Source organism: Undibacterium sp. Ji42W, from assembly GCF_049340405.1.
Lineage (GTDB): Bacteria > Pseudomonadota > Gammaproteobacteria > Burkholderiales > Burkholderiaceae_D > Undibacterium.
Window position 1 is genome coordinate 24,004 of the sequence record NZ_JBMPOV010000017.1, and the last position, 22,417, is coordinate 46,420.

General features: G+C 50.9%; 19 protein-coding genes. 9 read left to right on the forward strand and 10 right to left on the reverse strand.

Annotated features, from left to right (window positions below; genetic code table 11):
• Positions 1-5: 5 nt before the first annotated feature.
• The 4 genes from ACO0LG_RS27105 to ACO0LG_RS27120 form a co-directional block, all read right to left on the reverse strand.
• Positions 6-200 carry a Trm112 family protein gene (locus tag ACO0LG_RS27105; RefSeq protein ID WP_162040499.1) on the reverse strand — a complete coding sequence of 65 codons (195 nt, stop codon included), beginning with the start codon at positions 198-200 and terminating at the stop codon, positions 6-8.
• Positions 181-1,221, reverse strand: a complete 1,041-nt coding sequence (gene lpxK / locus ACO0LG_RS27110; protein WP_423031325.1) for a tetraacyldisaccharide 4'-kinase — start codon at positions 1,219-1,221, stop codon at positions 181-183. Before lpxK ends, ACO0LG_RS27105 begins: the two co-directional genes overlap by 20 nt.
• A 118-nt stretch (positions 1,222-1,339) precedes the next feature.
• Positions 1,340-1,783: an ExbD/TolR family protein gene (locus tag ACO0LG_RS27115; protein ID WP_162058213.1), complete on the reverse strand. Its 444-nt coding sequence runs from the start codon at positions 1,781-1,783 to the stop codon at positions 1,340-1,342.
• Between the two features lie 2 nt (positions 1,784-1,785).
• Positions 1,786-2,391 (reverse strand): MotA/TolQ/ExbB proton channel family protein, encoded by a 606-nt coding sequence (locus tag ACO0LG_RS27120; RefSeq protein ID WP_423031328.1) that lies wholly within the window; start codon positions 2,389-2,391, stop codon positions 1,786-1,788.
• 1,218 nt (positions 2,392-3,609) lie between these two features.
• Between ACO0LG_RS27120 and xseA the strand changes: the two genes are divergently transcribed.
• From xseA to ACO0LG_RS27135, 3 genes are all read left to right on the forward strand, one after another.
• Positions 3,610-4,971 carry an exodeoxyribonuclease VII large subunit gene (gene xseA, locus ACO0LG_RS27125; protein ID WP_423031330.1) on the forward strand — a complete coding sequence of 454 codons (1,362 nt, stop codon included), beginning with the start codon at positions 3,610-3,612 and terminating at the stop codon, positions 4,969-4,971.
• A gap of 188 nt (positions 4,972-5,159) precedes the next feature.
• Complete coding sequence (gene sodB, locus ACO0LG_RS27130; RefSeq protein ID WP_423031332.1) at positions 5,160-5,738, forward strand: superoxide dismutase [Fe]; 579 nt, start codon at positions 5,160-5,162, stop codon at positions 5,736-5,738.
• Between the two features lie 193 nt (positions 5,739-5,931).
• On the forward strand, positions 5,932-6,804 hold the full coding sequence (locus ACO0LG_RS27135) for a DMT family transporter (RefSeq protein WP_423031334.1): 873 nt from the start codon (positions 5,932-5,934) through the stop codon (positions 6,802-6,804).
• Positions 6,805-6,853: 49 nt separating this feature from the next.
• Here ACO0LG_RS27135 and ACO0LG_RS27140 read toward each other — a convergent pair whose 3' ends face one another.
• Genes ACO0LG_RS27140 through ACO0LG_RS27150 form a run of 3 tightly spaced genes read right to left on the reverse strand, consistent with a single transcriptional unit; the run spans position 6,854 to position 9,020 of the window.
• A complete protein-coding gene (locus tag ACO0LG_RS27140; protein WP_423031336.1) occupies positions 6,854-7,804 on the reverse strand; it encodes a hypothetical protein in 951 nt (316 codons plus the stop codon).
• A complete protein-coding gene (locus ACO0LG_RS27145; protein WP_423031338.1) occupies positions 7,804-8,658 on the reverse strand; it encodes an ABC transporter ATP-binding protein in 855 nt (284 codons plus the stop codon). The genes ACO0LG_RS27140 and ACO0LG_RS27145 overlap by 1 nt, the downstream gene beginning before the upstream one ends.
• Complete coding sequence (locus ACO0LG_RS27150; RefSeq protein WP_423031340.1) at positions 8,655-9,020, reverse strand: GntR family transcriptional regulator; 366 nt, start codon at positions 9,018-9,020, stop codon at positions 8,655-8,657. The genes ACO0LG_RS27145 and ACO0LG_RS27150 overlap by 4 nt, the downstream gene beginning before the upstream one ends.
• A gap of 193 nt (positions 9,021-9,213) precedes the next feature.
• Here ACO0LG_RS27150 and ACO0LG_RS27155 point away from each other — a divergent pair, with 193 nt between their 5' ends.
• Entirely contained in the window at positions 9,214-10,101 is an 888-nt protein-coding gene (locus ACO0LG_RS27155) for a DUF2785 domain-containing protein (RefSeq protein ID WP_423031342.1), read from the forward strand.
• A 182-nt stretch (positions 10,102-10,283) separates the two neighbouring features.
• Here ACO0LG_RS27155 and ACO0LG_RS27160 read toward each other — a convergent pair whose 3' ends face one another.
• Entirely contained in the window at positions 10,284-10,976 is a 693-nt protein-coding gene (locus ACO0LG_RS27160) for an aspartate/glutamate racemase family protein (RefSeq protein WP_423031344.1), read from the reverse strand.
• A gap of 115 nt (positions 10,977-11,091) precedes the next feature.
• Between ACO0LG_RS27160 and ACO0LG_RS27165 the strand changes: the two genes are divergently transcribed.
• From ACO0LG_RS27165 to ACO0LG_RS27175, 3 genes are all read left to right on the forward strand, one after another.
• Positions 11,092-11,898 (forward strand): helix-turn-helix domain-containing protein, encoded by an 807-nt coding sequence (locus ACO0LG_RS27165; protein WP_423031346.1) that lies wholly within the window; start codon positions 11,092-11,094, stop codon positions 11,896-11,898.
• Positions 11,899-12,265: 367 nt separating this feature from the next.
• A complete protein-coding gene (locus tag ACO0LG_RS27170; protein ID WP_423031348.1) occupies positions 12,266-14,941 on the forward strand; it encodes a prolyl oligopeptidase family serine peptidase in 2,676 nt (891 codons plus the stop codon).
• 213 nt (positions 14,942-15,154) lie between these two features.
• Positions 15,155-15,448, forward strand: coding sequence for a hypothetical protein (locus ACO0LG_RS27175; RefSeq protein WP_423031350.1), 294 nt, complete (start codon positions 15,155-15,157; stop codon positions 15,446-15,448).
• A gap of 39 nt (positions 15,449-15,487) precedes the next feature.
• Here ACO0LG_RS27175 and ACO0LG_RS27180 read toward each other — a convergent pair whose 3' ends face one another.
• Together ACO0LG_RS27180 and ACO0LG_RS27185 are read right to left on the reverse strand one after the other, a co-directional pair.
• The gene (locus ACO0LG_RS27180; protein ID WP_423031352.1) at positions 15,488-16,543 is read right to left on the reverse strand and encodes an AraC family transcriptional regulator ligand-binding domain-containing protein; all 1,056 of its coding nucleotides are present in this window, start codon (positions 16,541-16,543) and stop codon (positions 15,488-15,490) included.
• Positions 16,543-17,466: a GGDEF domain-containing protein gene (locus tag ACO0LG_RS27185; RefSeq protein ID WP_423031354.1), complete on the reverse strand. Its 924-nt coding sequence runs from the start codon at positions 17,464-17,466 to the stop codon at positions 16,543-16,545. The genes ACO0LG_RS27180 and ACO0LG_RS27185 overlap by 1 nt, the downstream gene beginning before the upstream one ends.
• A 485-nt stretch (positions 17,467-17,951) precedes the next feature.
• Between ACO0LG_RS27185 and ACO0LG_RS27190 the strand changes: the two genes are divergently transcribed.
• Positions 17,952-20,489 carry a TonB-dependent receptor gene (locus ACO0LG_RS27190; RefSeq protein WP_423031356.1) on the forward strand — a complete coding sequence of 846 codons (2,538 nt, stop codon included), beginning with the start codon at positions 17,952-17,954 and terminating at the stop codon, positions 20,487-20,489.
• A gap of 14 nt (positions 20,490-20,503) precedes the next feature.
• Positions 20,504-22,357: a phytase gene (locus ACO0LG_RS27195; protein WP_423031358.1), complete on the forward strand. Its 1,854-nt coding sequence runs from the start codon at positions 20,504-20,506 to the stop codon at positions 22,355-22,357.
• Positions 22,358-22,417 lie beyond the last annotated feature (60 nt).

Sequence of the window (22,417 nt, forward strand, 5' to 3'; positions counted from 1 at the left end):
AAAACTTATGCCTTGGGTCTGGCATCAAGTTCTTCATTCGTCAGCGCGCGCGCCTGATCTGCCCACATGATGGGGATATCGTCGCGTATCTGGTAAGCCAGTTTATCGCCATAGCAAATCAATTCCTGACTGGCTTTTTGGTAGACCAATTGTCCTTTGCACAAAGGGCAAACCAACACATCAAGCAGACGTGCGTCCATGTTTTTTCTCCGAAATCATTTGTATCAGGGATGCGGCAAAAGCTGCATCAAGTTGAGCTTCGACTGGCACTACCCAGATGCGGGTATCGTCCAGTAAAGCCGGGTTTTGCCTACATTTTACTGCATCCTTTTCGGTAATCAGGATGCAATCAGCATCAACACCTTCAAAACTCTGCGCATCAAAGGCATGATGATCAGGAAAAGCTCTGGTCTGACATGGCAAACCTTGCATTGCCAGCATATTGAAAAATCGTTGTGGGTTACCTATGCCAGCCGCTGCCAGCAAACGCTGCCCTGCGAATTCGGCCAGTGGCTTGCATTGCGTATCGTCGGACAAACGATAAGCCTGACCTGCCAACAACTGCATGCGCACGGTGTCTGCGGGCATCGTGGACGGAAATACTGCGTCCGGCGCTGGCATATTGCAGATAGTAAAATCACGCCGCCTTTCCACAGGTTCACGCAAAGGCCCGGCTGGCAACAGCCAGCCATTGCCAGCGCCACGCTGGTCAAACAGCACGAGTTCAACATCACGTCCCAGGGCGTAATGCTGCAAACCATCGTCAGCAATAATGACATCGACTTGCGGATTAGCTGCCAGCACGCAACGCGCCACGGCAACGCGGTCACGCCCCACCGCTACCGGGCATGCTGCCCTGGCAGCAATCAATACTGGCTCATCACCAACCTGCTGCGCTTGCGAAGCAGCATCCAGCAAGATCACGCTCTCGGCATGCACACCATAACCACGCGAAATGACAGCCGGATGCCAGCCCGCCTGCTTTAATTGCTGCACCAGCCAGATCACCAGCGGTGTCTTGCCGGTACCGCCTATAAAGATATTGCCGACCACGACCACAGGTACGGGCAATTTGGTTTGTGCTTTGTAGCCCATCACAAACAAGCCAAAACGGAAAGTGACGATGAGCTGGAATAGCCTGGACACTGGCCACAGCAAACAAGCCAGCAGCCCGCGCTTTTGCCAGGTACTCAATAAGACTTTTTCCAATACTGCCCGCATGTCACTCTCTTGTTTTTCTATAGCTGTTTTCTACAAAAAGAAACCGGGGAGTTACACTCCCCGGTTTCTTGCCAGCTTCTGAAGCACTACGCTACTTACAAGCTGGTCATTTCATACTTTACTTCGCCGTAGCCTGGGCCGCAAACGTGACCTTGGCCATGCCAGCAATACGTGCAGCTTCCAGCACATCGATCACAGACTGATGGCTGGTCGCACGGTCAGCATTGATGATGATCACAGGATCAGGCTGGGTACCAGTTTTGCCAGCTTCCAGCGCTGCTGCCGCTTTTTTCAAGTCTTCCGCCAAAGTCAACGTGTCAAGGAAAGACACGGCCTGGTTATTGATCTTGTAGCGGCCCTGGGCATCAATACCAATATCAATCTGATTCGGTTTGTCCTGGGCTTTTTCTGCGTCTGCAGTCGGCAAGGTGATTTGCAATTCGGTGAAACGGCTATACGTCGTCGTCACCATCAAGAAAATCAGGATCACCAGCAAGACGTCGATAAACGGGATCAGGTTGATCTCTGGCTCTTCCCTGCCCCTTCCTTTACGAAAATTCATGACTACTTCCTGGAGCTGTGGACGACATCAACAAACTTGATTGCCTGTTGTTCCATATCGACGACGATGCTATCCACCAGCGCGCGGAAATGACGCCAGAACACCATCGCAGGCATGGCAATCATCAAACCAAAGCCAGTGTTATACAAAGCCACAGAAATACCATGCGCCAGTTGCGCCGGATTGGCGCCTGTCGCATTTTGCGAACCGAAAATTTCTATCATACCGACGACAGTGCCAAACAGGCCCATCAAAGGTGCCAGAGAAGCAATCGTGCCCAAAGTAGTCAGGAAACGCTCAAGTTCATGGGCAACAGCATTACCCGCTTCTTCTATCGATTCCTTCATGACTTCACGCGGCGCATTCACATTGCGCAAACCCGCTGCCAGTACTTTACCCAAAGGAGAATTGCCAGCCAGTTGATCTATGACTTCTGGTTTGACCTTGCCTGCCTGATAAACACGGATGACTTCATCGACCAGAGTTGGTGGCAAAATGCGGCTACGACGCAAAGAAAGGCTGCGTTCTATGATTAAAGCCAGCGCTATCACTGAGGCAATCAATAAAAAATAAATTGGCCAGCCCGCGGCGCGAATGATATCGAACAAATTAACTCCTTGAAGGTTCCTAAATCCAAGCCCGCAATGTAGCGCGTTGTCTGCCTGCGGGCAAGAGTGCAAAGCAAAAAACTAGGCACAAAATGTTTCAAAGCATAATTTTCAACAAAAGCATAAAGCTCGCTTTGATCCCAACAACATATCGTGATTGAAAATAGTCACTGTTTTACACAAAATCTGTGTGCAAGCTTGTGGATAAGTACATCGATTCTACCTAAGCCCATGATTTAATTCATTTTTTTGACTGTGCCAAAGATTTAGGCACAGCGATTTTGTGGATAAAACAGCATTTTTTCCATTTTAGCCCCGTCTTTTCTGCACATAATTTGTGGACAAGTATGTGCAAAAGTCTTGCACATACTGACAAGTGACTGATTTAAAAGCAAATTATTGTACTGCCAATATTTTAGGCAAACATCCAATCTGACGCATTTTTGCACAAATTTTCATCATAAAAATGTGAGCAGGAAAATGCTCTGCGTTTTGCACAAAATATGTGGACAACATTGTGCATTACCGCAAATAAATGCGACAAGTCACTGATTTTTAATCATTAATATGTCCTGCCAGAAAAACAGGCAAGCGGTAGTTTTTCAGTGCAACAATGCTTTTTCCACAAAAAAATTAACATTAAAGCAAACATGCACGAGACAGATTTGCTTCAGTCTGGGCTTTTGCACAAAATATGTGGACAACTATGTGAAAAACTATAGGGTATGTAACTAAGTCACTGATTTTAATCAATCTTTTATTCACGCCTAAAAAAGTGGCAAACTCTAATTATTCACATGCGGGTTTAAAATATTGTCTTTACCATCATTTTCCCCATGAATTACAATTTATTCTGCACAAAATATGTGGACAAGCTTGTGTAAAAGCGCAGGGAAAGGCACTAAGTACTTGATTTTAAAAAAGATTACCGCAGTGCAAATATTTTAGGCAAAACGCCTGAGCAAGGTGAAAATAAAGTTTTCAACAGCTTAACCACAATTTCTGTGGATAAGTTTGTGCACAAGCTGCTTGATGCAGCGCAATGTCCTTGATTTGAAAGGGAATTTTCATTTTGCCTCATTCTTTTGCAGATTGATTTTTATTAAAAATCAAAGACTTAGATAGTAAACTTTCATTTCTTTTGACATCTCAGAGGCAAAATGACATGCTAATGACCATTCCACGCTTCTGTGGACAGATTTTCCGGCGCCGAGCTTTATGAATCCTGAATCGCATTACGCCACTCCAGTAAACACGCCCCCCGTGATGACAGTTACGGCGCTGAATCAGGCCGTTGCTCAGCTTTTGGAACGCAACCTGCCATTGACCTGGGTTTCTGGCGAGATTTCCAACTTTACGCGCGCCACGTCTGGACATTGGTATTTCACATTAAAAGACAGTGGTGCCCAGGTCAGGGCCGTGATGTTCCGTGGCCGCGCGCAATATGCCGACTTCCAGCCCAGGGAAGGTGATAAGGTGGAAGTGCGCGCCCTGGTTACCCTGTACGCGCCGCGCGGCGATTATCAGTTAAGTGTGGAGGCCATACGCCGTGCCGGCGTTGGCAATTTATATGAAACATTCTTGCGCCTGAAAGCGCAACTGACACAGGAAGGCTTGTTTGACGCTGAGCGCAAGCGCCCCTTACCCGTCTTTGTCAACACCATAGGCATAGTCACCAGCCCGCAGGCCGCCGCCCTGCGCGATATCCTGACCGCGCTGCACAGGCGTGCGCCACACATTAACGTCATCCTCTATCCTACTCCAGTACAAGGCGAAGGCGCAGGCATGAAGATCGCCCAGGCGATAGCCTCTGCTGCTGCCCGTGAAGAATGCGATGTCTTGCTGGTCTGCCGTGGTGGTGGCAGCATGGAAGACCTGTGGGCCTTTAATGAAGAAGTCGTGGCCCGCACCATCGTCAATTGTCCCATGCCCGTGATTGCCGGCATAGGTCATGAAACTGACTTTACCATCGCCGATTTTGCCGCCGACTTGCGCGCAGCCACACCAACCGCCGCTGCAGAGCTGGCAGCGACGCCACGAGACGCCTGGCTGCAGTTATTGCAACGTCAGGCGAACATACTCAGCCGTTGCATGCACCGGCAACTCGATGACCAGGCCCAGACCCTGGACTGGCAAAGCCGCCGCCTGCTCAGCCCCAGCGCTGCCATTGCCGCCAGACGCCTGCAACTGGCAAACCTGGCCCGCAACCTCAGCCGCAGCGCCAGCTTGCCAGTGCGTCAGGCGCGACATGAACTGAAGCAACTGACCCTGAGCTGGCAGACACACAGGCCTGACCTGAGCAAACCACAACTGCTGTTGTCCGACATGCAAAGACGCCTGCAGCAAGCGGCCAGACACGTCCGTGAAGGCCAGCAACAGCAGTTGTCTGCCCTGCACAGCCAACTGGAGCTGCTGAACCCGCAACGTACACTGGAGCGCGGCTATGCCATCCTCAGCGACCACAAAGGCAAGGCCTTGCGCAATACATCTGAACTCAAACCGCAATCGCTGATACAAGTCAGGTTAGCATCAGGTACTGCCGAAGTAGGCATCAGCAGCGTGCAAACGAAACTCGACTGATGCACACTTCTGACGCACACTTAAGCAGAATTACTTAGTCTTGCCCCCGTTCTGTCGCAATCATCATTTTGCGCATATACATAGAATTTGTATAAGGCCGCGTGCACGCTTTTGCACAAAAGCTTACAATGCTGGTCTGGCTTTTCCGGATTGCCGGAAATGATGAACTCACGATTAAAGGACACGATATGGAACATACCTTACCGGCACTGCCTTACGCACTGGATGCTTTGGCTCCACATATCTCCCAGGAGACTCTGGAATATCACTATGGCAAGCATCATCAAACCTATGTGACCAATCTGAACAACCTGATCAAGGGTACAGAATTTGAAAACTCCACACTGGAAGAAATCGTCAAGAAATCTTCTGGCGGCATTTTCAATAACTCCGCACAGATCTGGAACCACACTTTCTACTGGAATGGCCTGAAACCTAACGGCGGCGGAGCACCTGACGGCAAACTGGCAGATGCGATCAATGCCAAATGGGGTTCTTTCGATGCATTCAAAGAGGCTTTCACCAAGTCATGCGTAGGTAATTTCGGTTCTTCCTGGACATGGCTGGTCAAAAAAGCCGACGGCACACTGGATATCGTCAACACATCCAATGCAGCAACACCACTGACAACAGCAGACACAGCCTTGCTGACTTGCGATCTGTGGGAACACGCTTACTACATCGACTATCGCAATGCACGTCCAAAATACCTGGAAGCATTCTGGGCACTGGTCAACTGGGAGTTTGCAACAGCAAACCTGGGCTGAGTCAGCTTGTCGTGATGCCTGTCGTGTTATGACATATTCATAACATATACATCACAGATGAAAAAAACCTGCGCATGCATCAGCACCGCAGGTTTTTTTTCACCCATCATTCAAGCTGTTTATGCGAAGATCATGGCTCAAATGAGCGACAGGAATTTCCCCCTATGCTCTATCGCCTTACTCTTTGAACAGCATGCAAACCAAAGCCTCTCCTCTATTACGTTTTCTCCCCGCCATCTTCATTTTCATCTGGGCATCCGGTTATGTCGTCGCCAAATACGGCCTGCCTTATGCAGAACCACTGACATTCTTGTGCCTGCGTTATCTGGGCGTGATTATCTTCATGCTGGTGCTGGCGCTGACCATGCGTGCGCCCTGGCCTGAGCGCCGCTTCTGGCTGCCAATAGCTATCGCAGGCATCATGATGCAGGCCATGTATCTCGGCGGTATCTGGTGCGCGGTCAAGCTGGGCATGCCTGCTGGTGTCGCCGCATTAATCGCCAACACTCAGCCTATCTTTACTGCATTCCTTGGCCCCATGATTGGTGAGCGCATCTATGGCAAACAATGGGCAGGACTTGCGCTTGGTATTTGCGGCGTAGCGCTGGTGGTCGCCAATAAAATCTCTGTCATCGGCTTATCCGTCAGCAGCGTGGCGCTGGCGGTCATGGCATTAACCGCGATGACCATAGGTACGCTGTACCAGAAAAAAACCTGCCCCAGTTTTGATGTCAGAACCGGGCAAGTCATACAGTTTGTCGCTTCTCTGCTGGTCACACTGCCATTTGCGCTGACGCTGGAAACCCAGACCATTATCTGGACACCACAGTTTTTTGCTGCCATGGCCTGGTCAGTATTTGTCTTGTCCGGCGTTGGTATCTCGGTGCTGTTCATCATGATACGGCATGGCGAGGCAACCAAGGTCACAAGCTATATGTATCTGGTGCCCGCAGTCACAGCCGCCATGGCCTGGCTGATGTTTGGGGAGAAGCTGACGATGACTGCGATCCTTGGTATGGTGATTGCGCTGGCAGGGGTGGCCCTGGTGGTAAAACCTGCTCGCTGACATGTGGCAAGAGGGAGGCTAAGCTCCCTCCAGTTTTGCAAGTTGCCGCTCAGCCGATGTCACGCCTTTGACGAAAATACGCAGCCATGACCAGCATCACTATGCCTAACAAAACGCCACACCACAACTCTGGCTTAGCAAACATGTCCAGCGATGGCCGAAACATATCGCCCGGCCAGCCAGAGAAGCTTCTCATGTACGAGACATCCTCTTTACTCAAGAGCTTGGCATAAGCAAACCAGGAGCCTGGGATGCTGCTCATCAAGCCACGCCCTATTACATTGAATTCCAGCCAGCGCATATTCAAGCCCAGGCTCAGATTATTATTCAACAAAGCCAGCAAACCAACCGTCAACAGTGGCGTCCCCACGACCCACAAGGCAGGTTTGCTGCGCGCCCAGGCAGATACCAACATCAGCCAGCCTACCGTGGGCAAGGCCCATAAAACATACAACGGTAGCAAGGCCAACACTTTCAAAGGTGTTATCAATAACACAGGGTTGCCGAATACTCCGGCAAAAACATTGGCGTGCAAACCAGCCATCTGCAATCTGACGATCTGAGGAATCAGCACAAGCAGCGCTGTCAGCAAAGAAAATGTAAACGTTGCCAGCGGCAACAACAGCAAGGCAAAGACAAGTTTGGACAGCAGGGTCTGAACACCGGATACAGGCATCGATTGCCAGAATAATATACTCCTGTCTTGTCTGTCATTGAACAGAGAACTGATGCAATACGCCGTCATCAATAAAGGTAATAGCAATGAAAGTAGTGCGCTGGAAAACATAAAGCTGTCTGCCAGCGAGGACAAGACGAATTGTGTTTGCAGCATATCCATATCGGCGGGCTCGACAAATTTACCACTGAACTGATAACTGGGAGCACCACATGCAATTGAGTAGAGCAGCGCAATGATAAGCGCCAACGCAGCATGTGTCCAAACCAACAGTGTCTTGTTTTCCCAATATTCGCGGTGTATCAGCCAAATCATTTTTTTCATTACCGTACCCCTTTCATGGTGGCGATATAAATGTCAGCGATGCCGGGGCGACGTAATTCACCCAGCCTACTCAAAACCTCGCGTGCAACGCTGTCAAACAACATTCTGGATTGACCAAACACGGTTTGCGTTTGTACGGGTTGCAAATCCCTTGCCTGTTGCATGTGCTCGGGTGCAACGGCGACTTCGATAAAGCGCTCTCCCAAAGCATCCATAGTGTCGGCCAGCACTAGCTTGCCCTCGTTGATGAAGATCACGTCACTGAGAATATGCTCCACCTCTTCGATCTGATGGGTGGTTACGACTATAGTCTTGTTATCGTCAAAATAATCTTCAAGCAGATTTTGATAAAACTGCCTGCGGTACAAAATATCAAGACCAAGTGTGGGCTCATCAAGTACCAGCACCTTGGCGTTTATTGCCATGATCAATGCCAGGTGTAATTGTGCGACCATGCCCTTGGACATCGCTTTCACTTTCATATGGGGCATGAGCTTGGTTTGCGCTATATAGAATTCTGCCTTTTCGCGCTTGAAACCAGGGTGTACACCTTCGACAAAATCGACAGCCTGAGCGACCGTTAGCCAACGCGGCAAAATCGCCACATCGGCAATGAAGCAGACTTCATTCATCAAGGCATCGCGCCGGGTGCGCGGGTCCATACCCAACACCTGCACCTCGCCTTCAAAACTCCCCAGACCCAGCAAAGCTTTTAGTGTGCTGGTCTTGCCTGAGCCATTCGGGCCTATTAGCCCAACGATGCGACCAACAGGTATATCAAAACTCACATCATTAAGTACGCACTGCTTGCCATAATGCTTGCTCAGATGGCAGACAGAAATAACGGCACTCATTGCTTGCCCCCTTTCTTCAAACCCGGCAATTGCTGCACATCCAAACCCAGCCTGCGTATACGTTCCAGCATGGCTGGCCATTCTTCTTCAATGAAACGCAGGCGCTCATTTGCGAGTAATTTATCGAGCGCTGATTCGGTCATATACATGCCTACACCCCTTCGTTTTTCCACCAGTTCTTCATCGACCAATTCCTGATAGGCTTTCAATACCGTAATCGGATTGAGCTGATACTCTGCTGCCACCTGCCTTACCGAGGGCAAGGCATCCCCCGGCTTTAACAAGCCATCCAGCATCATGCCCAGCACCCGCTGCTTCAATTGCCGGTAAATCGGCGTCTGGTCATTCCAGTTAACGCTCATGCTTGCATCTTCCTTTGAATACCCGGGACAACGAGATTGATACTTCTACAGCTTCATCTCACAAGTAAATTAGTGTTGTAGTTAACTATAACACTACATCAATATACTTTGTGTAAGTTTTTTGTGGCGCATGACAAGAAAAAATCGGCATGGCACACTTGTCAATCTTTCCTCTTCTGTATGGATAGCACTCATGCATCGTCTGACCTCTACTTTTTGTCTGCTCGCTTTATTGTTGACCAGTACTACAACATTAGCCGATTGTGTTGAACCGACCAAACAGGACCTGAAGGCCGCGAAATCTGCTGGCTGGAAGCTGGACGACGACAGCAAGCGGCAAAGCCTGGCGCTCTCTGCGGCTGATTGTCTTGGTAACCCGGTTACAGAATTACGTGATGAACTGGCCTTTGAAGGGCTGTCCGCCTGGATGCGCGCTGAGAAGCTTGACGTCACGACACTCACCAGCCTGCGCATGAAAATGTTGAATGCCGTGCAGGCACCTGCAGCGGAAGAAAGCAGTTTTTTGCGGCCCTTTGCCATATTGACGCTGGCAGAACTGGTGCGGGTGGACAGGAAAAAACCATATCTGAGCGCACAGGAGAGAATCGATATCGTCAATGCAGGCAGCCACTATCTGAGCAACTTGCGCGACTATCGTGGCTTTGATGAAAAAGATGGCTGGCGGCATGGCGTAGCCCATAGCGCCGACCTCATGCTGCAACTGGCGATGAACCCAGCCATAGAAAAACCCCAGCATGAAACCATGCTGGCAGCCATTGCTACGCAGATCGCCCCATCCACGCATTTCTATCAATATGGAGAAGGAGTCAGGTTGATGACAGCCGTGTATTATCTGGCGCGAACACCGAGTTTCAACAAGCGCGACTGGGATCTGTGGTTCAACAAACTGATGGACAACAGCATACAGCCCGGCCCTTACAACCAGGCCAGACTAGCGCAAAGGCATAATGTCAGTGCCTTTTTGCTGCCCCTGTATTTTTCAGTCAGGGAGAGCACCGAACCCGCACTGAAGGAAAACCTCTTGCCCGCTTTGAGGGAAGCCCTGCGCAAAGTCAATTGATGCTAGGGAACCGTAACAGTGAAAATCGGAGTGCCTGCTATGTGCGCGACGATCATGGCTGCGTTGCAAATACTCGCGATAGCCCCACTATCGCTGCGTTCATTTGTTGACCCTTGTCTTGTCCTGATGCGTCGGGCACATGTCCTTCACTCTCGATTTCACTGTTACAGTCCACTCGCCACTCACGACAAAGCATAGAGCGCAGCACCGCGCGCATGGATGGCCGTAGTATCAAACAAGGGCACACCGGCATCATCCTGGCTTACCAGCAGGCAGATCTCGGTACAACCGAGGATAATCGCCTGAGCCCCATTCTCTTTCAGGCTGGCCATGATGCGGCGGTAGTGCTGGCGTGATGCCGGGTTGATCTTGCCCAGGCAAAGTTCTTCATAAATAACCTGGTGAATAATGTCACGGTCTGCCAGCTCGGGCACCAACACTTGCAAACCATGTTTGCTGTGTAAACGCTCTCGGTAAAAATCCTGCTCCATGGTAAAGCGTGTACCGAGCAAACCTATCTTGCCGTAACCAGCATCCTTGATGGCTTGCGCCGTAGGATCGGCGATATGAAACAAGGGGATCGCTACGGCAGCTTCAATGAAGTGTGCCAGCTTGTGCATGGTGTTGGTACACAGGACCAGAAAATCTGCCCCCGCCAATTCCAGTGAGCGCGCTACCTGTGCGAGGATGACACCAGCGGCATCCCAGTCACCGGCACATTGCAGCTTTTCTATCTCATGAAAATCGACGCTATACAGGATGATTTTTGCAGAATGCAGGCCACCGAGCTTTTCCTTGATGGTTTCATTGATTTGCTTGTAATAAGGTATTGTCGATTCCCAGCTCATGCCGCCTATCAGGCCTATGGTTTTCATTGCAACTCCGTCTGTGAATTAAAGGCTAGTGGACTAGCCAAGTGATTGGATGCCTCTATAATAAGCAGACCGCATTTTTCAGGCTATCAAGAAATTTCAGCAGAGAGTTTTTGTCATGCGCATGGATACCATCGACATCATCGATATTAAGTGGGCAAGATTGGTATTATTACCAGCCCTGCCCTATTCCGTCAGCAGCACATCGTCCCATACCAGCCTGGGTCTGGCATTTGCGCGTCAGACAGGTGTGCATGCGATAGGCAACGATATCCGTCTGGATTTTGATGCCTGGCCAGGTGACTTTGCCATCAGCACTGCTGGCTTGCCTATGTTTTCAGAATCTGCGCATGGCGGTGAATACCTGCTCATGCACATCACCAATCCTGATCTGTTGGCAGGCATGCGTGCATCATCGCCGAGAAAGATATTCCAAGGCGACAAACAGGCTGTCATGCTGGCCTGGCAATTGCGCAGCCTGCTCTTACAAAAAGATAAAGATGCTCTGCTGCTGCAAGAAAAAGCGGGACTATTTTTGCAACGCGGATTAGCACTTGCCAATAAAAAATCGGGTGCAACAACAACGCGAAGTCAGTACGCACAAGACAAAGGTTTGCATGGTCACATACTCGATTACATTGAAGATCAGCTCGACACCACGTTGAATCTGGAAGAACTGGCAACAATGGCAAATATGCCGCTGCTGCGTTTCTTGCGCAGCTTTGCCTATGCAACCGGCACCACACCACATGCGTACATCACCGAGCGTCGCTTGCAAAGGGCGCGGTTGCTCATCAAGAATAGCAATTTGTCTATCGCTGACATTGCCGCAGATTGTGGTTTTGCTCATCAGTCCCATCTTGGCAGTGCCTTCAAATCCAGGCTGGGGTTCAGCCCGCAGCAATACCGCAAGCTTTCTGTGTGAAGCGCAATCCTGCAAAAAACTGAAGCTAACTCCGCTTTCATAAAACAAAAGCAAATTTTCTACCGATTTTTGTAGAATTTGTTTTCCTGTGGAACTGTCCTCACTAGCATTTGTCTATGGAAAATGCGTTAATTCCGGCGATAGATTGCTACAAACCGGTATTCGATCTGTAGCGAGCGAGCGTCAGCGGGGTGAAGAGCAGCGCAAAAAGCGGAATGTACTTTAGTACATGAGCATTTTGAGCAGCACATGAGCCCCGATCACGCTCGCGCAGTAAGATCGCACACAGGTTTTAACATCGGCATTTGCGCATCACCTCTTTATCCATCCAATACCTGCTAATTAAACTAAAACCAAGGTTTTCACTATGTCTCCGAAAATTCTCACTGTCAGCATTGCGCTCGCTTTTAGCGGGGCAGCCAGCTTGCTCTTTCCTCAAGAAACCGCGCAGGCTGCGCCAGCCGCTGCCAGCGTCGCCAAAATCAAGCCAGCCGAGCTGACGCTGGAACAGGTATATCGCGCAAAAGGTTACGCTGGTCAGGCCGCACGCCATATACAATTCAGCAAGGATGGCCGTTATCTGGCTTACACCTGGAACCCATTCGGTGAAAATGGTTTTGATTTATATGTCCATGACACCCAGACTGGTGAAACCAAACGCATTACTTCACCAACCCTGATGAAAACCTATGACGCGCCCGAAGACTGGGACCGCTTCGATAAAAAAGCCAAACAAAAAGAAAAAGAAGAAGCCGAGCGCCAGGCCAAGGCAGAAGCCCAGGCCGCCTACCTGCGCGGTGAAAAAGTCAACCTGATGCAGTGGGAAGAAGCCGCACTGGAAGAAGTGAAACGTGAACTGGCAGAAAAAAAAGCCAAAGACTCTGCCAAGAGAGCTGAAGTAGATGCAGAGGCCGCCAGGGAAAAAGCCGCTGCGGCTGCCGCGAAAACCGGCACAGCCAGCGTTGCTAAAAACGATGGCGACAAAAAAGACGAAAAGAAAGATGTAAAAGACGACAACAAAGTCAAGGAGGTCTGGGAACTGCGTGACGAGCTGAAAAAGAAACTCGAAAAAGAAAAGCTCAAACCCAGCGATCTCTACCCTGGTGTAGATGCCCTGGTCTGGGCAAATAAAAAGAATGAACTGATCTTCCAATACCGAGGTGACCTGTTCCGCCTGAATGCGGCAGATGGCAAGATAGAACGACTGACGCAAACCGATAAAACCGAACGCATCGTTGCCTACCAGGCAGATGATAATGGCTATATCTACATGGATGAAAAACGCCTGTTCAACGCCAGCTTCAGCAGCAGTGCAATACGCCAGTTGAACCGTGAACTGATACACCCTGACGACGCCGATAAAAAATATCGCATCGCCAGTACTGTACTGAGTGAAGACAAGCAATGGATGGCAATTTCTGCCGAGGCACCGGATGCCAAACCAGAAAATGGCAAACCACCCCCACCTGCAGAACGCCAGGTCGAGATCATGAACTACAGCGAGCGTTTTGCTACAGCCAAAAAAGTATCGCGTGAAGTGTCCGATGACAAACGCAAGATACCCGCTACGGCCCTGTATATACGCCGCGTTGGCGATGCCTCTGCACGCCAGCCACAACCCGTCTTCACCAATGATGGTGGCGATGTCTGGTTTGAAATGAGCCCGGTCGCCTGGGCCAAGGATGGCAGCCGCTACACCTTCTCCACATGGGAACGTGAAAAAGATTTGTTGCGCATCTATGTCGGCAAGGCAGAAGAAGGCGTCAAGCCACAAATGGTTCTGGAAAGACGTGGCAACGTTGGTCATGAAGTCGTCAATGTACTGGCACCGCGCTTCACGGCAGACAGCCAGCAACTGGTTGCCGTCCTTGATGAGCAAGGTTATCGCCAACCCTATGTAATCGATGTCAGCAATGGCAGCGTGAAACCTCTGCTCAAAGGCGACTTTGAAGCGCACAACATCATCGGCTTTAGCGACGACAATAAATCCATGTTCGTACTCGCCAACAAGGATGATTTTGCCGCCATGAATGCCTACAAGGTCGATCTCGCAACTGGTGACATGAAAGCCCTGGGCCAGGCTGGTGACTTCTATCGCAATAGCACAGTCACAGAAAGCGGCGACAAGCTGGCCAGCATGGCAGGTCAATGGGCCAGCCGACCTGAATTGAAACTGCTGGATATCAGCAAAGCCAAATCCACCACGCTGACGCAAAGCCATGACCCGCAATGGAATGCGATAGACCTGCAACGCCCTGAGCGCTTCAGCTACACCAACCGCCATGGCGACAAGATACAGGCTTATGTATTCAAGCCGGCCGGCCTGAGTTCATCTGATCACCGCCCTGCGATTGTTTACACATACGGTGGCCCGCTGAATGACAGGCACATCGTTGAGACTGACAGCTTCCAGCAGACTGCCTATATGTTTGGCATGTATATGGCAGCCAAGCATGGTTATGTAACGGTGGCAGTAGACCCACGCGGCCACTCCAATTATGGCCGCAAGTTCAGCGATGCCAACTGGGAACAGGTAGGTAAACCGCAGGCTGAAGACCTGGAAGACCTGGCCAAGTACATGCAAAAGAACCTCGGTGTTGATGGCAAGCGCATCGGCCTCACAGGCTGGAGCTTTGGTGGTTTCCAGACCCAATATACCATGTACACCAGCCCTGATACCTTTGCTGCCGGTATCGCTGGTGCTGGCCCGACAGAATGGGAAAATTACAATAGCTGGTACAGTGGCCGCACCATAGGCAAGACAGAACGCAGCAAACCCAACTTGCGCAAATATTCACTGCTGCCTCTGACTGCCGGCCTGAAAAAACCGCTGATGCTGGTACACGGTATGCAGGATCCAAACGTCTTGTACCAGGATACAGTGAATGTGTATCGTGCTTTATTGGAAAACGGTAAGGAATCCCTAGTTGATCTCTTCCTTGATCCGGATGGCGAACATGGCCTGGGTGGCACGGTCAAACCCAAGGCTCTGCACAAAAAATATGAAGCTTTTTTCCTGCAGCATTTGGGCAAGGCTAAATAAGCAATGAATTAGCCGTAATAACTTGAACAAAAGAGCGACCATGCTGGTCGCTCTTTTTGCTTTTATCAAGAGATTACATTGCAGAATTGCCCCTGAAAACAGGGAACGGCAATTTCGCATTAAAATTACCGTAGATTATTTACGCAAGCATGCGGATAATGCCCCCATCGCCTGATTTTCAGACCAGGCAAGCACCAATTTCAGGAGTTACCCATGAAAAATAGCATCAGCCAATACTTGTATTCCGTCTGCCGACAGGCAGCGCAAGAGTTTCGTCAGACAGGACAAAAGGTCGGAGAACACCTGCTGCGTACACCTTTGCCAAAAATTCTGGTTATCGTTCTTGCTATCGCACTACTGATCACGATTATTCCGCTGATCATTACCTTGTTTGTTGCCTTTGTACTCATCAGGATATTATTGAAAATCATTTCCATGAGCGTGCGGCAAAACCGCGGGAAAGATGCAAACGTGCCGTATGAAAGACGAATCAAGGATATACATTGATTGGATAGTTGCAAAAACAGTCTGACTACTATCCCACCATCAAATCCCAACACTGAAATTCAGCCCAGGAAAATCCTGAGTCATGCTTTCTTTCAAGCTGCTGGGCGTCAGCCCTGTCCAACGTTTGAAAGAACGCCGGAAATTATTCGCATCATGAAAACCCAGGTGCATGGCAACTGCCTCATTGTCGTAATGTCGGCTCTGAAATAAATACAGGGCGACATGGGTGCGTACCTGATCCAGCTCGGCTTGGAAATGCGTGCCCTCTTTGGCCAGATAGCGTTTCATGCTGGCCGGGCTAACTGCAAATGCAGCCGCCAGTTGCTCCAGGCTAGGGTTGCCTCGTATATGGGTCAGCAAATAATCATAGACCGCATTTAACAGACTCGGCGTTTCATCGCTGAGCAAGGCTTCTTGCCGTGCCTGTTGCAAGGCCAGGCTGGCTGCCAGCGTACTACCTCGTGGCCACGGCAAATCCAAATATTCTGTGGCCATCAGCATGGCATCCAGATGGCAATTAAAACGTAGCTCATTGCCGAGGTGCACTTCATGTTGCTCGGTGTGGCGGGCAGCGCTGCGGTTGAAACAGAAGCGCCATGGCAGACGCATACCACTGAGCCAGCGGCACATGGCGACCACGGCTGTCATATGCATCTCGACTATCGCGGGACGCAGGCTGGGTGCACCATAGCTATCCATCCAGTAAAGGACAGTTACATCTTTCCCTTCACTGAACCTCGGTCTGAGCAAAGGACACAGGCGGGTGGAATGCGCACATAGAATCGCCAGCGCCTGCCGCAGGCTTTGTGCCTGCAACAAAGCATGGCTGACACTGCCAAAATGCCCCGGCAGCATTTGTTGCCCCAGCATGAAACTGCTGTCGGCACTGCGCAGAGCCTGTAGTGCGTTAGCCAGCAATTGCAGATATTGCTGCGGACTGATACTACATTGCCCTTGCGTGATCCGTGCAGCATCAAGACTTACACTGCGCAAGATGAGCTCATCATCGACTTCGCGGCTACGTGTATAGGCCAATATCTGCGCCGCATGGTATCCGGCTGGCAGGCAGGCGTCTGCAGCCTGATGGAAGTGCATTACAAGCCCCTCGTTGCCAACTGCGGCTCAGTAGAGGCACGCGCACTGGCTTCCACTGCGCAACTGAGCCTGCTCAGTAAAGTATCCGGCGCATCGTCCGCCATGGTGCAGGCGTGTCGCATGCTGATTTCCAGTGTCGCCTCTTTGGCACAATAACGCATCTCCCTGACCATCTTGCACAGATGCGCGGCCAGTGCCTGCGCCTCCTTCAGACTGGTGTCATGCAAGACCAGGGCAAACCTGTCGCCTGCATAACGACATAGGACATCTTCATTACGCAGGTTCAGCAAGAGCATGTGGCTGACGGCCTGCAAGACGCGGTCGCCCTCATGCTGACCATGTTGACGATTGATCAGATGGAACTGGTCTATGTCCAGCAATACCAGCGCACAGGGTACGCCAGGATGGCTGTCCAGTTCCTGCTTGATTTGCAGGCGCAAATAATCAGCATTGCTGAGCTGAGTCACCCGATCAAATGCACGGTGGTCACGGAACAGACGTTCACGTTTTTGCAAATGTTCATTCAGAGTGAATTGTTCTTCGCGCCAGTAATACATACCGGCAGTGACGATCAGCATACCGGTAAAGACCAGCATGGATTCCAGCCAGTTATCCCAGACATCTTCCTTGGGTATCGCAAAAAACTCATCCAGACAATCTGCCCATGACCCCAGCATGATGGCCGCCAGGCCAAATGCAAACAGCCGCGTCACCAGCCCCTTGGGACGGCTGCTGAGCATGATCAGCAACCACAAACCAGACATGACTGAAGTGCCGCCTTCACCGACGATGTCCATCCACTTCCATTTGATGAAAGGCTTGGGTGTGCCCATATAGGCATACAGAAAAATAAAGGCAATCAAAGCCACACAGGCAGTGATGATGAAGTTTCTATGCAGGCGCAGCATGGAATTTTTGAGCATTGCATTCACATCCTAAGGTCAAGTCGCGCGAGGGTAATTGAGATGCGTGACGGGACGATGACATGAGCATTTTTTGACATGGCCTATGGATAGAAAACAACAGGGGTGCAAACGGCTCAGCTTTTATCAAGAGTGCCAGGTTAACCATCAAAGACCTCTCATCACAGAGGCACAGAGACACAGAGAAAAGCAAGAGAAAGAAAAAGCGCTTTATCAAAATGGATAGATTCGTTTTTGAGTCTTCTCTTTTTCCTTTCTCTGTGCCTCTGTGTCTCTGTGGTGAGCTTTTTGGTCTGTTTTTCAAAAAACCAGTTATTAGCTATTTACCGCCAAACGCAAAAGTCATTTCAGCTCACATCTTCGCGATTTACAGTGCGATTTCCCCGCAACGGCAAATCCGGTTCCCATCTGTCACAAACCCGACATATGTAACTCCTAGAATCCGCCCACTCTTTGCCATCCATTACCTGCGGAAAATCTCACCCATGAAAACCCTGAAGAAAAAACCCGTCCCTCAGCTCTCCATCATCATGCTGGGCATCTCGGCCATGTTGAACGCCCATGCCCAGGGGCCAAACGTAACTGTCAGTGATGCCAGCAGCGTCGTTATCAGCGGCCAGCGTGCGAGTATTCGCAAGGCGCTGGAGATGCAGGAAAAATCTGACAATATTGTCAGTGCGGTCAGTAGTGATGACATCGGTGGCCTGCCAGATAAAAATGCAGCAGAAGCATTGGCACGCCTGCCTGGCATCTCGGTACAGCGTGATCAGGGTGAAGGCCGCTATATCGTTGTACGTGGTCTGGGTGCCGATCTGAATGGTGTGACCATCAATGGTGCCCTGGTGCCATCGCCAGAAGCCAGCCGCCGTGCAGTGGCGCTGGATGTCTTGCCTGCCGGGATGATACGTTCGCTGGAAGTCACAAAAACCTTGCGCCCTGAGCAGGATGCCAGTTCACTTGGAGGTGCTGTCGAAGTGAAGAGCCTGACTGCCTTTGATTTGCCAGGCAAATTTTTGACGTTGAATACGGGTGCCAGCTATGACCAGGTCACAGGAAAAACCAGTCCGAATGCTGGTCTCTTGTGGGCTGAACGTTTTGCAGATGGCACATTAGGCATCGCTGCGGGTATCAGTGCAGAAAAACGCAGCTTTGGTTCAGACAATGTAGAAACCGGCGGTGCCTGGGATGGCGGCAAACTCGGTGGATTTGAATTGCGTGATTATCTGCCTGTGCGTGAACGTCATGCCTATGCCTTGAACCTGGATTACAAGCCGACTGCATCACAGACTTACTTTATGCATGGCTTTTTGAGTGACTTCAGCGACGATGAAGTACGTGACCGCATCACCATAGGCAGCTTTGCCAGCGGCACTCTGGCCGAAGGTGCGACGACTACGGCGAGAGCAGAGCGCCGCATACGCCAGCGTAAATATACCCAGACCATCAGTTCTGTCGTGCTGGGCACGGAACAAAAATTCCAGGACTGGAAACTGGATCTGTCAGCAGGCTCCAGCCGCGCCAGCGAAGACACGCCAGAAGCCCTGAACGATGGCCGCTTCCGCGGTAATGCCAATTTCGCTGGAGTTGGTTTTAGCGATGGCGAAATACCCAAGATCATAGGCCCGGCCAGCCTGTATGATCCGGCGAACTACAGCCTGAATGCCATCAGCCTGCAGCAGCGTTTTTCCAAGGATACTGAACAGCATCTCAAATTTGATCTGGCCCGTAAGTTCCATTTCGAGCAGTTTGAATCGAATCTGAAATTCGGTGCCAAGACCAGCCGCCGTGAAAAAACCAATGACACCAATCAATGGACTTACAACAGCAGCAAAACAAGCAGCGGCAATTACTGGGGGCCGGGCTCTACCTCCATGAGCGCCTTCGTCCAAAACCAGGCGCTCGATTATCCCCTGGGTAATATAGGCACGGCCATCAGTGCTGACTTGATACGCGCCCGCGTGGCTGGCCTGGACAGGAATGCTGCGCGCCTGGTGCTGGAATCTGCCATCAATGACTACAAGATCAATGAAAATATCAATGCCGCCTATCTGCAAAACAGCGTCGACATGGAGAACCTGCATATACTGGCCGGTGCCCGGGTAGAACGCACGCAGTTTGATGCCGCTGGCACGCAAGTGACTGGAGGCACCAGCCTGCAAGCCATCAGCCGCCAGCACAGTTATTCAGACTGGCTGCCATCCCTGCACATGCGTTATGACCTGGACCAAAAAACCAGTGTACGCGCAGCATGGACCAATGCTGTCGCACGTGCCAACTTCAGCCAACTGGCACCCGGCATCAACCTCACCAGCACTACCGAGGCAGTCATTGGCAATCCAGATTTGAAACCACTGAAAGCCAGCAATCTTGATCTGGGAGTAGAAAAAATATTGGCGCATGATGGCAGCGTATCGGCCTATCTGTTCAACAAGGATATCAAGAACTTTACCTACACCACCAACCTGGCCGGTTCAGGTGCATGGCAAGGCTATACCAGTGCGGTCTCTTATGCGAACGGCGATACTGCCAATGTAAAAGGCCTGGAACTGTCTTACTCACAGCCTTTGCGCATGTTGCCAGCCCCGTGGAAACACCTGATCGTTGGTGCGAATGCCAGCTTCACACGCTCCAGTGCTGACATTGCCCGCTTTGATACTGCACTGGGTAAATCCCGTAGCCGCTCTATCAGCCTGCCCGGCCAGTCTGACCGTGTCATGAACTTGATGCTGGGTTATGAACATGGCCGCGTCAGCAGCCGCCTTGCGCTCAACTATAAATCCCCTTACCTGCTGGAACTGGGAACGGATATCTTGCGCGCAGATCAGGACCGTATTGTTGATACCCAAAAACAGTTCGATTTTTCGCTGGCCTATCAACTCAGCAAGCGTTTCCAGCTGGTCTTTGAAGCGGCAAACCTGAACAATGAAAAATACTATGTTTACCAAGGTGCACATCAGTACAACGCGCAATATGAACAATATGGACGTACTTACAAAATCAGCCTGAAAGCCAGCGTATTCTGATGAGCATGAAAACGATGAAAACAAAATATCTGATATCCAGCCTGGCATTAATACTGGTCTTTTCCTGCGCTTCAGCAGCAGGCGCTCCCCCGGCAGTTGTTGGCAAAGCCCAGGAAATTATCGCCCTGCCTGATGGCGGCTGGCTCACGCTGGACAAACAAGGTGTGCGTCTTCTGGATGCACAAGGCATGGAACGCAGCAAAGTCAGCCTGCGGGCAAAACACCTTGATGCCCGCCCTCATGCAGATGGCATGCTGGCGGTATTTACAGATGCCGATACGCAAAAGACGCATGCCTATGTGGCAGATCAGAAAACCGGGCAATTACGTTTGCAGGCCAGTATGGCTTCTCCTGATTTTTCACTGGAAAGCATGTGCCTGTATCGCGATGCGCAACAACTGGATCATGTCTTCCTGATCGGCAAGGAAGGACTGAGCGAACAATGGGTCATGCATAACGGCAGCGCGCAACTGGTACGCAAGCTGGCGCTGCCACCACACAGCAAGCATTGCCGTGTCGATGACCTGAGCCAGACCCTGTACCTGAGCGTGCCAGATAGCGGCGTCTGGGCATTTACGGCAGAGGCAGAAACCGCAGCCAGATTGAAACCTGTCGCCATGGCTGCCCCATTTGGTAAGTTGCATGGCGGTGCCACGGCCATCAGTGCGCTGCCGGGTGGGGTGGCGGTGCTGGATGCCAGGGGCAAGAAACTGCATCTGTATCGCCAGAAGGATGGTCAACATTTTCAGCCTGAGCAAATCGTGAACCTGCCGTACAGTGCAACGAATGTCCATGTGCAGGCATCCAGCAATAACAGCAATAAACTGGATTTCCTGCTGCAGGATGAACAGGTAAAAACCTGGCGCGCCAGCAGCGCCGCCTGGAAGCAGTCAGCAACAACAGAAATAGTCGTCATCGAACCCACGGTGCAAACCGATACTGTCGCTCGCCATGGTGATGCTGCTGATGATCCCGCCATCTGGGTGCACCCGCAAGATACCAAGCTGTCGCGCGTGCTCGGCACTAACAAGAAACAGGGTTTGCTGGTATACGACATGCAGGGCAAGCAAACCCAGTTGCTGGAAAGCGGACGCCTGAACAATGTCGATGTGCGTCAGAACATCAGATGGGGCCAGCAAAGCTTTGATATCGCCATGGCGACCCAGCGTGATGAAAACAGTCTGGTGCTATATGTAATCAATGATCAGGGGCAAGTAGCGGAGGCAGCCCGCTTCGCGACCAAACTGGACAAAATCTATGGCTTTTGCCTGTACCAGCCGCGTACTGGTGGTCTGGAAGCCTTTGTGAATGACAAGGATGGCACTTACCAGCAATTTCGCATTGCCCACAATGAACAAGGTTTCAGCAGCAGTTTGGTACGCAGTTTCAAACTGGCCAGTCAGCCGGAAGGCTGCGTGGCGGACGACAAGACCGACCGCCTTTTCATGGGAGAAGAAAAGCATGGTATCTGGGTCATCTCTGCCAAAGCAGATCAGCCAGCCAATTTGCAAATGGTGATGACCGTTGGCAAGCAACTGGTGGCCGATGTCGAAGGCCTGGCAATTTACTTTGGTCAGCAGAAAAATTACCTGCTGGTATCGAGCCAGGGGGATAGCAGTTACCTGGTACTGGAAGCGCAAGCCCCCTATCGCTTGCGCGGCAAGTTTCGTGTAGGCATGAATCTGGCCGGTGGTATTGATGGCACCTCAGAAACAGATGGCATAGAGGCGAGCTCTGTCAACTTTGGTGGCGACTTTGCCCAAGGCTTGTTGGTGGTGCAAGATGGCTACAAGCGCTTGCCTGACGGTACGCAAAACTTCAAATATATCCCCTGGTCTGCGATTGCCAAGGCTTTCAAGCTTGAGTAGTTCATTATTTGAATGAGTGCACCAGATCATTGCTGGCAACAGAACTGGCGCGGTACAAAT

Excerpts from the sequence above, each read along its gene's own strand:
- ACO0LG_RS27155 (WP_423031342.1), top strand. The coding sequence starts at position 9,214 with ATGCATCGTCTGACCTCTACTTTTTGTCTGCTCGCTTTATTGTTGACC.
- ACO0LG_RS27145 (WP_423031338.1), bottom strand. The coding sequence starts at position 8,658 with ATGAGTGCCGTTATTTCTGTCTGCCATCTGAGCAAGCATTATGGCAAG.
- ACO0LG_RS27175 (WP_423031350.1), top strand. The coding sequence starts at position 15,155 with ATGAAAAATAGCATCAGCCAATACTTGTATTCCGTCTGCCGACAGGCA.
- ACO0LG_RS27150 (WP_423031340.1), bottom strand. The coding sequence starts at position 9,020 with ATGAGCGTTAACTGGAATGACCAGACGCCGATTTACCGGCAATTGAAG.
- ACO0LG_RS27170 (WP_423031348.1), top strand. The coding sequence starts at position 12,266 with ATGTCTCCGAAAATTCTCACTGTCAGCATTGCGCTCGCTTTTAGCGGG.
- ACO0LG_RS27180 (WP_423031352.1), bottom strand. The coding sequence starts at position 16,543 with ATGCACTTCCATCAGGCTGCAGACGCCTGCCTGCCAGCCGGATACCAT.
- ACO0LG_RS27105 (WP_162040499.1), bottom strand. The coding sequence starts at position 200 with ATGGACGCACGTCTGCTTGATGTGTTGGTTTGCCCTTTGTGCAAAGGA.
- xseA (WP_423031330.1), top strand. The coding sequence starts at position 3,610 with ATGAATCCTGAATCGCATTACGCCACTCCAGTAAACACGCCCCCCGTG.
- ACO0LG_RS27195 (WP_423031358.1), top strand. The coding sequence starts at position 20,504 with ATGAAAACAAAATATCTGATATCCAGCCTGGCATTAATACTGGTCTTT.
- ACO0LG_RS27165 (WP_423031346.1), top strand. The coding sequence starts at position 11,092 with ATGCGCATGGATACCATCGACATCATCGATATTAAGTGGGCAAGATTG.
- ACO0LG_RS27140 (WP_423031336.1), bottom strand. The coding sequence starts at position 7,804 with ATGAAAAAAATGATTTGGCTGATACACCGCGAATATTGGGAAAACAAG.
- sodB (WP_423031332.1), top strand. The coding sequence starts at position 5,160 with ATGGAACATACCTTACCGGCACTGCCTTACGCACTGGATGCTTTGGCT.
- ACO0LG_RS27190 (WP_423031356.1), top strand. The coding sequence starts at position 17,952 with ATGAAAACCCTGAAGAAAAAACCCGTCCCTCAGCTCTCCATCATCATG.
- lpxK (WP_423031325.1), bottom strand. The coding sequence starts at position 1,221 with ATGCGGGCAGTATTGGAAAAAGTCTTATTGAGTACCTGGCAAAAGCGC.
- ACO0LG_RS27185 (WP_423031354.1), bottom strand. The coding sequence starts at position 17,466 with ATGCTCAAAAATTCCATGCTGCGCCTGCATAGAAACTTCATCATCACT.
- ACO0LG_RS27135 (WP_423031334.1), top strand. The coding sequence starts at position 5,932 with ATGCAAACCAAAGCCTCTCCTCTATTACGTTTTCTCCCCGCCATCTTC.
- ACO0LG_RS27115 (WP_162058213.1), bottom strand. The coding sequence starts at position 1,783 with ATGAATTTTCGTAAAGGAAGGGGCAGGGAAGAGCCAGAGATCAACCTG.
- ACO0LG_RS27160 (WP_423031344.1), bottom strand. The coding sequence starts at position 10,976 with ATGAAAACCATAGGCCTGATAGGCGGCATGAGCTGGGAATCGACAATA.